This window comes from Bacillus cereus group sp. MG20 (assembly GCF_040459885.1).
In the GTDB taxonomy this organism is placed as follows: domain Bacteria; phylum Bacillota; class Bacilli; order Bacillales; family Bacillaceae_G; genus Bacillus_A; species Bacillus_A cereus.
This window is the reverse complement of sequence record NZ_JARVHF010000001.1, coordinates 1,504,772-1,517,736: the sequence shown is the minus strand read 5'-3', so window position 1 is coordinate 1,517,736 and position 12,965 is coordinate 1,504,772. Positions and strand designations below refer to the sequence as shown.

Sequence of the window (12,965 nt, the reverse complement as noted above, 5' to 3'; positions counted from 1 at the left end):
AGTGATACAAATAGCAGGAATGGACTTTTATTCAGAACTTTTAAAATTCAACAAAAGTAAGCGTTTTATAAAAAACAAGCTATAATGAGGGCAGATTATAATTTATGATAAGTCACATGCTTTTTAGTTATTATCGTAACAAGTGAAGTTGACTAAACCATGAGAGAGTAACATGAGAATTATAATAGGAAAGATATCGCTTGTTTATGCTATCCTTGCAATGGCTTCTGTGTTAAACTTTGGATTGCTACCAGACTTTATTGTGGATTATCTTATATCATTTTTTAATGAAAATAATGCTAAGATTCTTATGTATTATTATAACTGGTATTATTTCAGGTTATATTGGATTACTTTTATTTAAAAATTATCCAATTCATACAGCAGAACAAATTCGTGGTACAACTGGAAAAGCGACAGATGTAGCAGGTTAATAGAATAGTAGAATAAATTTTTGCATAGAGGTTTAGGGGGAGTTATGATGAAGTATCGCTCAGTATTTGATATTATCGGTCCAGTTATGATTGGACCATCAAGTTCACATACAGCAGGCGCGGCAAGAATGGGGCAAGTTGCTCGCCAGCTGTTTCGTCATGAACCAGAAAGAGTAAGCATTTCGTTATATGGATCATTTGCAAAGACGTATCGAGGGCATGGTACGGATGTAGCACTAATCGGTGGAATATTAGGATTTGAAACAGATGACTTACGTATTCCAGAGGCGCTAGAAATAGCAAAAGAGCGCGGAATTGAAGTGGAATTCATTGAAGAAGATGCCAATGCACCTCACCCAAATACAGCGAAAATTCGTTTGTATAAAGGTGAAGAAGAAATTGAAGTTGTTGCTTGCTCAATTGGTGGCGGTAAAATTGAAGTTGTAGAATTAAACGGATTCGATCTTCAATTATCAGGCACAAGTCCAGCACTACTTATTGTAAATAACGATCGCTTTGGTGCTATTGCAGCAGTAGCTTCAATCCTTGCTACAAACGAGATTAACATTAGTACAATGAGTGTTTCTCGTAAAGAAAAAGGAAGAAGAGCGCTTATGGTTATTGAAACAGATGAATTATTAGCAGATGAAGTGATTGAAGAAATAAAAGCGCAACAAAATATTTGTCAAGTAACTATTATGGATTAATTGCAGGGGGGACACACCATGTTTCGGAACGCAGCGGAACTAGTGGCGCAAGCTAAAGAACAAAATGTAAAAATCGCAGAAATTATGATTCAATGTGAAATGGAAACAAGAAGTATTTCACGTGAAGAAGTAATTGCTGGTATGGAAAAGAACTTAGTCGTGATGGAACAAGCAGTAGAACGTGGTATTCGCGGCGTGAAATCACCAACTGGTTTAACTGGTGGAGATGCTGTAAAAGTTCAAGCGTATATGAAGAGTGGAAAAGGCTTATCTGGAGATACGATTTTGGATGCAGTAAGCAAAGCTGTTGCAACAAATGAAGTAAACGCAGCGATGGGAATTATTTGTGCAACACCAACAGCAGGGTCTGCTGGAACAGTGCCAGGTGTACTATTTGCGCTAAGAGAAAAATTGCAGCCTACACGTGAAGAAATGATTGAATTCTTATTTACAGCAGGAGCTTTCGGTATGGTTGTTGCGAATAACGCTTGTATTTCTGGTGCTGCAGGAGGATGCCAAGCTGAAGTTGGTTCAGCAAGTGGAATGGCGGCTGCAGCTGCAGTTGAGATGGCTGGTGGAACACAAGATCAAGCAGCTACAGCGATGGCAATTTCATTAAAGAACATGCTTGGTTTAGTGTGTGATCCTGTTGCAGGACTTGTAGAAGTACCTTGTGTAAAACGTAATGCAGCAGGAGCTGCAAATGCGATGATTTCAGCAGATTTAGCATTAGCTGGTGTAACGAGTACAATTCCATGTGATGAAGTAATTGAGGCAATGTTTAGAATCGGACAAACGATGCCAGTAGCACTTCGTGAAACAGCGGAAGGTGGACTTGCAGCAACGCCGACTGGTCGTCGCCTGCAAGAAGAGATTTTTGGGAAGAACAATAACTAAGTGTAATTATAGAAAAAGGAGCTCAAATAAACTTGAGCTCCTTTTTTTATTTTTCTTTTGTTAGTTGTTCTAATGTTTTTCCAAGATTATGTGATCGTTCCGTTGCCTGTGTAATACAAGAAATAAGTGCTTGTTGAAATTTATGTTCTTGTAATACTTCAATACCTGCTTCGGTAGTTCCGCCAGGAGAAGTAATTTCCTTTCGCAAAATAGAAGGGTGTTTGTCACTTGCTTTTAGCATTTCAGCAGCACCAATCATCGTTTGAAGAATAAGTGATTTTGCAACATCTTCTTTTAAACCAATTTTTTTTGCAGCTTCTTCCATAGCTTCCACTACGTAATAAATATAAGCAGGTCCACTTCCGGATAATGCAGTGACAGCATGCATATCTTCTTCCTCTACAACAGAGACGAGACCAATCGTTTCAAATAAAGATGTTGCAGTGCGAATATGTTCCGCTGTTGCATGTTTCGAAGGGGAGATAGCGGTAGCTGATTTTAAAATGGCTGCGGATGTATTTGGCATTGCACGAATAATTGGAACGTCTTTTTGAAGTAGTTTTCTAATTGAGTGAGTAGAAACACCTGCTAGTAATGAAATAATAAGCACGTTATTATTTATGTATTCTTTAAAAGGGATAAGCGCCTCTGCAACATCCTTTGGTTTCATTGCTAGAAAAAGAATATTTGCATCAGTAAGTAATTCTTTTTTATTATGAGTACCTTTGACACCGTATTTTTTATGTAGCTCTTGTAATCTTGTCTCGTTAGAACGATTACTTACAGTAATTTGTTCACATTTAACAACATTTGCATGTAACAAGCCACCAATAATAGCTTCAGCAATAGAGCCTGCACCGAGAAAGGAAATGTTTTGAATAGACATGATGTTCCTCCTTTAATTTTGGTTAGAAATTCTTATAAATGTACATACATTCGTTTTTTTATAGGAAACACCTCTTTTTATCTGAAAATAATGACAAATATATATAGAAGTTGTAAACTGAAGAAGTATTCATTTTTGAACCGGAAAGAGACAGGGGGGCTAAGCATGACGGCGATTCACCGAATGGAGATTCCTGTACCATTTGCAGTGGAAACTGTGAATGTGTTTTTAGTTGAGGGGGAGACATTAACATTAATTGATACAGGGACGAATACAGAAGAGGCAAGAAATGCGTTAGAAAGTCAATTAGGTGCATTAGGACATACGATAGAAGATATTGAAACAGTAGTCATTACGCATCATCATGCAGATCATTGTGGACTTTTAAATATATTTTCTGAGAAGACGAATATTATTGGACATCCTTGGAATGAGCCTTGGATCACACAAAATCCAGAGTTTTTAAAGCGGTATCATGAATTTTTTAGAGAGACGGCCTTACAGTTTGGTGTGCCAGTAGCATTTTTGAAAGACGAGTCGTTATTGACGACGAGGACACTTAAATATTCTTGTAATAGATCGTTAACGCATACTGTGAGAGAAGGAGATCGTATTAATTCTTTGCCTGGATTTACAGTGCTTGAAACACCAGGTCATGCTTCTACTCATATTTCTTTATATAGAGAATCTGATGGAATATTAATTGGTGGAGATGCTCTCATTAGTCATATTTCTTCGAATCCAATACTAGAACCACCATATGAAGGGCAAACAGAACGGGCACGCCCATTACTACAATATAATCAAACATTACAGCGTTTAAGCGAAATGAATATTTCACGCATTTTATCAGGGCATGGGGAAGATGTTCTAAATGTGAAACAACTTATTGAAACGAGATTACAAAAGCAAGAAACACGTGCTTTTAAAGTACTTGAGTTATTAAAGGAAAAACCAATGACAGCATTTGAAGTATGTGTAAAACTATTTCCGGTATTATATAAAGAACAATTACCACTTACTATTTCAGAAACGGTTGGACAATTGGACTATTTAGCATATAATCAACAAGTGATGATTGATGAGTCATCGCAACAATTGATTTATTATGCAAAGTAGGTGACAGCAATGACAGTACGTTTACAAAATAAAGTAATCGTCATTACAGGTGCTTCTAGTGGGATTGGTGAGCAAGTTGCAATGCAAGTTGCAGCACAGGGAGCGACTCCAGTATTAATGGCTCGAACAGAAGAGAAACTACAAGCGTTAGTAGACAAAATTAAAGAAACTTATAATACGCCTTGCTATTATTATGTATTAGATGTAAGTGATGAGATGGAAGTACAGTCTGTTTTTTCAAAGGTATTACAAGAAGTGGGACGTATTGATATATTAGTAAACAATGCGGGATTTGGTATTTTTAAAACGTTTGAAGATGCGTCAATGGGTGAAGTAAAAGATATGTTCCAAGTAAATGTATTTGGATTAGTAGCATGTACGAAAGCGGTACTACCTTATATGGTAAACAAGAATGAAGGACATATTATTAATATTGCTTCACTTGCTGGAAAAATTGCAACTCCGAAATCGAGTGCTTATGCAGCAACGAAACATGCCGTATTAGGATTTACGAATAGTTTACGCATGGAATTAGCCAATACAGATATTTATGTTACAGCAATTAATCCAGGTCCGATAGATACAAACTTTTTTGAAATAGCGGATCAATCTGGTACATATGTAAAGAATATGGGACGTTACATGTTAAAACCAACATACGTAGCAGAACAAATCGTAAAGTCGATGCACACGAAAAAACGTGAAGTAAACTTACCGAAGTGGATGGGAATTGGCCCGAAACTTTATGCTTTATTCCCAGGTTTATTTGAACGTGTAGCAGGTAAATCATTAAGTAAAAAATAGGAGATTTCCATATGGAAATCTCCTATTTTTTATTGTTTTCCAGTTACATAATCATAAACAATATCCTCAATTTCCTCGTATAAATCAATTTCAATATTTGAATGAGTCACCGTTTGAATATGTTTCACTAGCATTTCCTGATCTTCTTTTGATATTGGACTGCATTGATATTGTTGAAAACTTTTTATAATCATTTTCTCAATTAATTTTTCGTTCATATTTTTCCCCGCCTGTATGTACGTATGTATTGTTTTATTGTACTTGAAGTGAAATAAAAAAACTACTATGCACTATTTTTGTATAAAAATTCGGTTGAGTATATTATTTTTCTAATAAAATTAAGTTTTTTTAGATTTAAAAATTTATAAATATTTAATTGACTCTATAAATATACAATATTATAATCATACTTAATTTAAAGAATCGATATGAGGAGGAACTTATGAAAGTCGCAATTATTGGAGCCACTGGATATGGGGGCATTGAGTTAATTCGTTTATTAGAACAACATCCATATTTTTCGATAGCATCTCTCCATTCTTTTTCACAAGTTGGTGAGTGTATAACAAATGTATATCCGCATCTTCGAAATGTCCTTTTTCATACGTTACAAGAAATTGATGTGGAGACGATAGGAAAAGAAGCAGAAATCGTATTTCTAGCAACCCCAGCAGGAGTATCGGCGGAGTTAACTCCCAAGTTATTAGCAGAAGGTTTAAAAGTAATTGACCTATCTGGAGACTTTCGTATGATAGATCCTTCGTCATATGAACTGTGGTATAAAAGGCCAGCAGCGAAAGAAGAAATTCTTAGAAAAGCAGTGTATGGGTTAAGTGAATGGAAAAGGACTGGGATTCAAAAGGCAAATTTAATTGCAAACCCAGGATGTTTTGCTACAGCCACATTGCTAGCGATAGCGCCGTTAGTACGTAGCGGCATGATTGAAGAAGATTCGATTATTATTGATGCGAAATCAGGGGTATCAGGAGCAGGTAAAACACCAACAACAATGACTCATTTTCCTGAGCTATATGATAACTTGCACATTTATAAAGTGAATGAGCATCAGCACGTTCCAGAGATTGAGCAAATGCTTACAGAATGGAATAGTGAATCACAGCCAATTACATTTAGCACACATTTAATACCGATATCACGAGGAATCATGATTACACTTTATGCAAAAGTAAAACAAAAGATGGAAATAAAGCAAATTCAAAAATTGTATGAAGAAACGTATGAACAATCGCCTTTCATCCGAATTTGTACGCAAGGGAAATTTCCAAGTCCAAAAGAAGTGAGAGGCTCAAATTATTGTGATATTGGCATAGCTTACGATGAAAGAGCTGAAAGAGTTACGGTCGTTTCTGTTATAGACAATATGATGAAAGGCGCGGCTGGGCAAGCGATTCAAAATGCAAACATAATAGCGGGACTAGAAGAGACAACAGGTTTACAACATATGCCGCTTTATCTATAAGGGGGACATGATGATTAAAGTAGCGTCTATTACAAAATTAGAAAATGGTTCAATTGTAACGCCGAAAGGCTTTTCTGCAATTGGTACTGCAAATGGTTTAAAAAAGGAGAAAAAGGATTTAGGTGCCATCGTTTGTGATGTACCTGCATCATGTGCCGCTGTGTATACAACGAATCAAATACAAGCAGCTCCTTTGCAAGTAACGAAGGATAGTATAACGGCAGAAGGGAAGTTACAAGCAATTATCGTTAATAGTGGAAATGCAAATGCTTGTACTGGAATGAAAGGATTACAAGACGCATACGAGATGCGCGCATTAGGGGCGGAACATTTTGGGATGAAAGAAAATTACGTTGCAGTAGCTTCAACAGGTGTAATTGGTGTTCCACTGCCGATGGATATAATCCGAAAGGGAGTTGCAACTCTTATACCAACGAAGGAAGAAAGTGAAGCATATTGTTTTTCTGAAGCAATTTTAACGACGGATCTTATAACGAAAGAAACTTGCTATGAAATGATTATTGATGGGAAGAAAGTGGCGATTGCGGGTGTTGCAAAAGGTTCAGGGATGATTCATCCGAATATGGCAACGATGCTTAGTTTTATTACGACAGATGCTCATATAGAGCATGACGTATTGCAAACAGTGTTATCCCAAATTACGAATCATACATTTAATCAAATTACGGTAGATGGAGATACTTCTACGAATGATATGGTCATCGTTATGGCAAGTGGATTATCAGAAACAAGACCGATAAATATGGAACATACAGATTGGGAAACTTTCGTATGTGCTTTACAGAAGGTATGTGAAGATTTAGCGAAAAAAATTGCGCAAGATGGTGAAGGAGCTAAGAAGTTAATAGAAGTAAATGTGCTAGGAGCTCAAACGAATGAAGAGGCAAAAAAAATTGCAAAGCAAATAGTCGGTTCGAGTCTTGTGAAAACAGCAATACATGGTGAAGACCCAAACTGGGGGCGAATTATTAGCAGTATTGGACAAAGTGAAGTAGCTATTAATCCGAACACAATTGACATTACTCTTCAATCTATATCGGTATTAAAAAATAGTGAGCCTCAAATATTTTCTGAAGAAGAAATGAAAGAGAGATTACAAGAAGATGAAATAGTCATTAATGTGTACTTACACTTAGGTGAAGAGACAGGATCAGCTTGGGGCTGTGACTTAAGCTATGAATATGTGAAAATAAATGCTTGTTATCGTACATAAGGAGAGAGAAGATGAGCGATTATATTGTAGTGAAATGCGGCGGTAGTATGTTGAATCAATTAAATGCTGTGTTTTTTGATTGTATAAAGAAATTGCAACAGAAGTATAAAGTAGTGATTGTTCATGGTGGTGGGCCAGAAATTGATGCCAAATTAAAAGATTGTAACATCAACGTAGAAAAAAGAGATGGATTACGCGTAACACCAAAAGAAGTTATGGATGTTGTTCAAATGGTGCTATGCGGAAGTACGAATAAAAAACTCGTAATGAATTTACAAAAGCATAATTTACTTGCTGTAGGTTGTTCGGGGTGTGACGGTAATTTACTTCAAGTTCAACCTGTCAGCGAGGAGATAGGATATGTGGGAGAAGTAAGTTATGTAGAAACAGCCTTATTAAAAGGATTAATAAATATGGGGTATATTCCTGTTATTGCTCCAATCGGGGTAAATGGTAATGAAATTTATAACATAAATGCGGACAATGCTGCAGCTGGGATTGCGGCCGCGTTAGGGGCAAAAGAGCTTATTTTTATTACGGATGTAGATGGAATATTACATGAAGGGAATTTGGTAAAGGAAACGGATGAATCTGAAATTGCAACTTTTATAGAAACAGGTGTTATTACAGGTGGGATGATTCCGAAAGTACAGGCGGCACTAGCATCATTAAAAATGGGAGTGCAAAAGATAAGTATTGTGAATGGTACAAAAGATTTTACTGAGGTTACGGGAGAGTGTATTGGAACGACGGTAACGAAAGGTGTGAGTATTGCATGACGAGTCATCTTTTTCAAACGTATGGCAGAAGAACTATTGAGTTTGTAAAGGGAACTGGAACGAAAGTTATTGATAATAAAGGTAAGCAATATTTAGATTTTACATCAGGAATTGGCGTATGTAATTTAGGACATTGTCACCCTACTGTTCTCAAAGGTGTACAAGAGCAACTTGATGATATATGGCATATATCTAACCTGTTTACAAACAGCTTACAAGAAGAAGTTGCGTCATTATTAACAGAAAATAGAGCATTAGATTATGTGTTTTTCTGTAATAGTGGGGCAGAGGCAAATGAAGCGGCTTTAAAGTTAGCACGTAAGCATACTGGAAAATCTCTCGTCGTAACATGCCAGCAGTCTTTTCACGGTAGAACATTTGGAACGATGAGTGCAACGGGCCAAGATAAGGTGAAAGAAGGATTTGGTCCATTACTTCCATCTTTTTTACATATCCCTTTTAACGATATTAAAGCATTAGAGGAAGTAATGAATGAAGAAGTTGCGGCGGTAATGGTAGAAGTTGTTCAAGGAGAGGGAGGAGTAATACCTGCTGATCTATCTTTTTTGAAAGAGATTGAAAAATTATGTAATAAGTTCGGTTCCTTATTTATTATAGACGAAGTACAAACGGGGATAGGAAGAACTGGAACACTATTCGCTTATGAACAAGTGGGAATAGAGCCTGATATCGTTACCGTTGCAAAGGCACTTGGGAATGGGATTCCTGTCGGAGCGATGATTGGCGGGAAAGAGCTCGGAACGTCGTTTACTGCAGGATCACACGGTTCAACTTTTGGCGGGAATTACATCGCGATGGCTGCAGCGAAAGAAGTATTGCAAGTGAGTAAAAAACCATCGTTTTTAAAAGAAGTACAAGAAAAAGGCGAGTACGTATTAGAGAAGTTGCAAGAGGAATTACAGCATGTCGAATGTATTCAAAATATACGTGGTAAGGGGCTTATGATTGGGATTGAGTGTAAGCATGAAGTTGCAAGTTTTATAGAACAACTAGAAAACGAAGGACTTCTCGTATTACAAGCAGGCCCTAATGTTATAAGACTATTACCGCCACTCATTGTCACGAATGAAGAGTTAGAACAGGCAGTATATATAATAAAAAAAGTAGTTTGTACAAAAAACGTATCAATCATATAAGGGGGAAGTTTCATGTCAACTGTACAAGTACCGAAATTAAATACGAAAGATCTTTTAACACTAGAAGAATTAACGAAAGAAGAAATTATTTCTTTAATTGAGTTCGCTATATATTTAAAAAAGAATAAGCAAGAGCCTTTATTACAAGGCAAAATATTAGGGCTTATTTTTGATAAGCATTCAACTCGTACTCGTGTATCTTTTGAAGCGGGAATGGTACAACTCGGGGGACATGGTATGTTTTTAAGTGGGAAAGAGATGCAAATGGGAAGAGGAGAAACCGTTTCAGATACTGCGAAAGTATTATCGCAGTATATTGACGGGATCATGATACGTACATTCTCACACGCGGATGTAGAAGAGCTTGCAAAAGAATCGAGTATTCCTGTTATTAACGGTTTAACGGATGATCATCATCCTTGTCAAGCATTGGCAGACCTCATGACGATATATGAAGAAACAAATACATTTAAAGGAATAAAATTAGCTTACGTAGGTGACGGAAATAATGTATGTCATTCATTGTTGCTAGCGAGTACAAAAGTCGGAATGCATATGACTGTTGCAACGCCTGTAGGATATGAACCGAATGAAGAGATTGTAAAAAAAGCGTTAGCGATTGCCAAGGAAACAGGAGCTGAAATTGAAGTTTTGCATGATCCTGAATTAGCGGTGAATGAAGCAGATTTCATTTATACTGACGTTTGGATGAGCATGGGGCAAGAGGGCGAAGAAGAGAAATATTCTTTATTTCAACCTTACCAAATCAATAACGAACTTGTTAAGCATGCGAAACAAACATATCGTTTCTTACACTGTTTACCTGCCCATCGTGAAGAAGAAGTAACAGGCGAAATTATAGATGGACCACAGTCTATCGTATTTGAGCAAGCTGGTAATCGATTGCATGCTCAAAAAGCGTTATTAGTGAGTTTATTTAAAAATGTAGAAGAGCCTTCCTAAAAGGGAGGTTTTTTTATATTAAAATGTCGGATGTATATTTGGTTAACCATTTCGATATCATTTATAATAAAAGAGAAAACTAAATTTGTTTTTCAGAGTGTGTAAGGACATACTACATATAAAAATATAGTTAAAGAGATGATGAGGGTGAAAACAACTAAGAAAACATATTCGTTTTTTCAGCGGATGTGGAGAATATTAAAGTTTCAATATTATAAGTTGCTTCGATCGCCAGAAGGCGCAAAGAAAGTATCGTTAGGGTTTGCTATAGGATTCGGCTTAGAAATGTTAGTCATTTATACGGCATCGCTCGTATATGTAGTATTTTATCCAATCGTCAGGTTAGCAAAGGGATCTTTTCCTGCGGCAGTTATTGGCAATATTATTGGGAAAATATCGTTTCTCCCAGTATTTTTATTTCCGCTTGCGTATGCGCTAGGAAAAATGATTTATCCATTTCATGTACAGAAAATTCATCATGAACCATTTACGATAGCGGACTTGTTTTCAAGTCACATTTTTACGATATTAAAGAGCTTATTACAAAGTGAAGTGTATGTATTAATTGGAATGACGATTTTAGGAGTTGTGTTTGGTCTCATTTCATATTTCGTTGTGCATTATTTATACGAAAAGAACCGTAAGTTACGCTTGAAGAAAAGGAAGAAACGAGTGAGAGAACCACTTGTACAATTATAAACAATGTCACATTCATTTTCTCCTTTGAATATGTTTAAGAAAAAGGAGGAGAGGATAATGTATTATTATTACGTACCTCAAGTATATCCATATGTAAATTATTATCCGGTTTATGATACGAGTAGACAATACGAATTATATCGGCAACAACAATTACAGCAATTATCACAAATACCACAATTACCACAACAACAGCCTACACAGGAAAAAAAACCATATTTAACAACATGGCCATATTCCAATGTGTACTATGGTAACTATTACGAATCATAAAGCTGCTTCTATTTAGAAGCAGCTTTATACGTTTGTTTTCAAAATTAAATTTTGAATGGTTTGAAGAGAATGAATGAGCTTTTCGCGCTCTTCCTCAGATAATGTTTGGAAATTTTCTTTTAGTTTGTCTAAAATGAATTGCTGATACTGATTTACTAATAATTTCCCTTCAGCTGTTAGAGAAATTAAAATGACCCGTCGATCTTTTTCGCTATAATGACGCTCTATTAGTTCTTCTTGAATAAGTTTGTTTAATAGAGGTGTCATGTTAGGCCGTGAAATCGCTAGCCGCTTGCCGATTTCGGAAACTGCTAATGTGCCGTTTTCATGCAAAAGCAGTAATACTTGTGTATGTGATGGCGGCATATGTCTTTGAGAAGAAAATTCTCCAGGAAGCATAAATTTGCGATAAAAAAGAGGCACTAGCGAAAGAAGATGATCAACAATACGTTCCCACTCGCGTGATTCCATATAAAGGCCCCCTTCCACTATCATTGTAACAAAAAAGACATGTTATAAAAATAGAATTGTTTCATGGGAATTTTAATATTTGTAGGCCAACACTTTTTTTGTAAATGAATCGGCAATAATCGTATAGCCTTTATCATTTGGGTGTACTTGGTCAAAGAGCAATTCTTTTTTATCATTCGATATTAATTTACGAATTGGCAAAACGATAGATGGTTGATTCACTTTTGCAATGGAATAAACGGATTCATTCCAGCCGTCTAAAAACATATCTGCATAACTTGCGATGGAGTCATCGAGTTGTAACGGGTTATAGAGTTCAGAAAGAATGAGTAAAGCATCCGGATTTTGATCTCGGACTGTCTTTACAATATTTTTTACATCCGCTTCAAAATGAGCTTTTTCTTTATTTAACATTTTAATACCGTCTATAACACCGACATCACGATTTAAGCGAAATAAATTATTTCCCCCAATATTAATTGTAATGATATTTGCTGCTCTAATTTTTTGCTTTACATCTTCTGATTGAACTTTTTTAGCGAGACGATCTGTTGTAAGACCGTTTATCCCAAGGTTTTCTACAGTAATTGGTTTATGAGTTTGTGCTTCTATTTGTTTAGAGGCTAATTCAGCAAATCCACCTTGTGTCGATCCATATCCTTTAGCGAGTGAATCACCTAATACAAGATGATAAAATGATTCGTTTGTTTGCTTATCAATCCAATTTGGGGCAGATGTTTTTTCTGTTTTTTCTTCAGATTCATTTTGTTTTGTCTCGTCGTTCTTTTCAAAATAAGAATAAGAAATGATCAGAAGGAGGAGACAAACAATTGTTAAGATGACTTTTTTCATAAATTCATCCTCCTTGTAATTGGTAATTGTATCATATTCAGCAGTATTAGCAATGTAAGGGCATATTATATGTTTATGAAAAGTTTATAATAACTTTACAGAAAATTTGTTGAAGTTTGTCAAAAAATATTGACGATAGGAAAGAACTTTATATATGATAATGTCAGATAAGGTGAAATTTTAATTAGTGGGAGCTTTATTTCCTATTAA

General features: G+C 36.0%; 16 protein-coding genes. 12 read left to right on the top strand and 4 right to left on the bottom strand.

The features are described 5' to 3' along the window. The first annotated feature begins 287 nt into the window (after nucleotides 1–287). The 3 genes from QCI81_RS07670 to sdaAA are packed head-to-tail and all read left to right on the top strand — an operon-like array spanning nucleotide 288 to nucleotide 2,038. Nucleotides 288–434, top strand: a complete 147-nt coding sequence (locus QCI81_RS07670) for a hypothetical protein (protein WP_000699983.1) — start codon at nucleotides 288–290, stop codon at nucleotides 432–434. Between the two features lie 47 nt (nucleotides 435–481). Beyond that, complete coding sequence (gene sdaAB, locus QCI81_RS07665) at nucleotides 482–1,141, top strand: L-serine ammonia-lyase, iron-sulfur-dependent subunit beta (RefSeq protein WP_000877449.1); 660 nt, start codon at nucleotides 482–484, stop codon at nucleotides 1,139–1,141. 18 nt (nucleotides 1,142–1,159) lie between these two features. Then, nucleotides 1,160–2,038, top strand: coding sequence for an L-serine ammonia-lyase, iron-sulfur-dependent, subunit alpha (gene sdaAA, locus QCI81_RS07660; protein WP_000489461.1), 879 nt, complete (start codon nucleotides 1,160–1,162; stop codon nucleotides 2,036–2,038). Between the two features lie 46 nt (nucleotides 2,039–2,084). On the opposite strand, the gene proI is transcribed toward sdaAA, so the two are convergent. Next, nucleotides 2,085–2,924, bottom strand: coding sequence for a pyrroline-5-carboxylate reductase ProI (proI, locus tag QCI81_RS07655; RefSeq protein WP_000027242.1), 840 nt, complete (start codon nucleotides 2,922–2,924; stop codon nucleotides 2,085–2,087). 165 nt (nucleotides 2,925–3,089) lie between these two features. On the opposite strand from proI, the gene QCI81_RS07650 reads away from it, so the two are divergent. Then, on the top strand, nucleotides 3,090–4,043 hold the full coding sequence (locus tag QCI81_RS07650) for an MBL fold metallo-hydrolase (protein ID WP_016080348.1): 954 nt from the start codon (nucleotides 3,090–3,092) through the stop codon (nucleotides 4,041–4,043). A 9-nt stretch (nucleotides 4,044–4,052) separates the two neighbouring features. Beyond that, the gene (locus tag QCI81_RS07645) at nucleotides 4,053–4,847 is read left to right on the top strand and encodes an SDR family NAD(P)-dependent oxidoreductase (RefSeq protein ID WP_071729702.1); all 795 of its coding nucleotides are present in this window, start codon (nucleotides 4,053–4,055) and stop codon (nucleotides 4,845–4,847) included. Between the two features lie 29 nt (nucleotides 4,848–4,876). On the opposite strand, the gene QCI81_RS07640 is transcribed toward QCI81_RS07645, so the two are convergent. Then, nucleotides 4,877–5,065: a YqzH family protein gene (locus QCI81_RS07640; RefSeq protein WP_001003222.1), complete on the bottom strand. Its 189-nt coding sequence runs from the start codon at nucleotides 5,063–5,065 to the stop codon at nucleotides 4,877–4,879. 224 nt (nucleotides 5,066–5,289) lie between these two features. Here QCI81_RS07640 and argC point away from each other — a divergent pair, with 224 nt between their 5' ends. The 7 genes from argC (at nucleotide 5,290) to QCI81_RS07605 (ending at nucleotide 11,432) form a co-directional block, all read left to right on the top strand. Continuing rightward, the gene (gene argC, locus QCI81_RS07635; RefSeq protein WP_071729704.1) at nucleotides 5,290–6,327 is read left to right on the top strand and encodes an N-acetyl-gamma-glutamyl-phosphate reductase; all 1,038 of its coding nucleotides are present in this window, start codon (nucleotides 5,290–5,292) and stop codon (nucleotides 6,325–6,327) included. Between the two features lie 10 nt (nucleotides 6,328–6,337). Further along, nucleotides 6,338–7,561: a bifunctional glutamate N-acetyltransferase/amino-acid acetyltransferase ArgJ gene (gene argJ, locus QCI81_RS07630; RefSeq protein ID WP_050844495.1), complete on the top strand. Its 1,224-nt coding sequence runs from the start codon at nucleotides 6,338–6,340 to the stop codon at nucleotides 7,559–7,561. An 11-nt stretch (nucleotides 7,562–7,572) separates the two neighbouring features. Continuing rightward, a complete protein-coding gene (gene argB / locus QCI81_RS07625) occupies nucleotides 7,573–8,340 on the top strand; it encodes an acetylglutamate kinase (RefSeq protein WP_001286792.1) in 768 nt (255 codons plus the stop codon). After that, nucleotides 8,337–9,497 carry an acetylornithine transaminase gene (locus QCI81_RS07620; RefSeq protein ID WP_071729706.1) on the top strand — a complete coding sequence of 387 codons (1,161 nt, stop codon included), beginning with the start codon at nucleotides 8,337–8,339 and terminating at the stop codon, nucleotides 9,495–9,497. The genes argB and QCI81_RS07620 overlap by 4 nt, the downstream gene beginning before the upstream one ends. Nucleotides 9,498–9,509: 12 nt before the next feature. Then, nucleotides 9,510–10,460 (top strand): ornithine carbamoyltransferase, encoded by a 951-nt coding sequence (argF, locus tag QCI81_RS07615; RefSeq protein WP_071729708.1) that lies wholly within the window; start codon nucleotides 9,510–9,512, stop codon nucleotides 10,458–10,460. A gap of 138 nt (nucleotides 10,461–10,598) precedes the next feature. Then, nucleotides 10,599–11,159 carry a DUF2062 domain-containing protein gene (locus tag QCI81_RS07610; RefSeq protein WP_063537384.1) on the top strand — a complete coding sequence of 187 codons (561 nt, stop codon included), beginning with the start codon at nucleotides 10,599–10,601 and terminating at the stop codon, nucleotides 11,157–11,159. A 57-nt stretch (nucleotides 11,160–11,216) separates the two neighbouring features. Continuing rightward, nucleotides 11,217–11,432: a hypothetical protein gene (locus QCI81_RS07605; RefSeq protein ID WP_000291956.1), complete on the top strand. Its 216-nt coding sequence runs from the start codon at nucleotides 11,217–11,219 to the stop codon at nucleotides 11,430–11,432. A gap of 24 nt (nucleotides 11,433–11,456) precedes the next feature. Here the strand turns inward: QCI81_RS07605 and QCI81_RS07600 are convergent, their stop codons facing one another. Continuing rightward, entirely contained in the window at nucleotides 11,457–11,903 is a 447-nt protein-coding gene (locus tag QCI81_RS07600; RefSeq protein ID WP_000445819.1) for a MarR family winged helix-turn-helix transcriptional regulator, read from the bottom strand. Nucleotides 11,904–11,975: 72 nt separating this feature from the next. After that, nucleotides 11,976–12,755 (bottom strand): GDSL-type esterase/lipase family protein, encoded by a 780-nt coding sequence (locus QCI81_RS07595; RefSeq protein ID WP_353810653.1) that lies wholly within the window; start codon nucleotides 12,753–12,755, stop codon nucleotides 11,976–11,978. Between the last annotated feature and the right edge of the window lie 210 nt (nucleotides 12,756–12,965).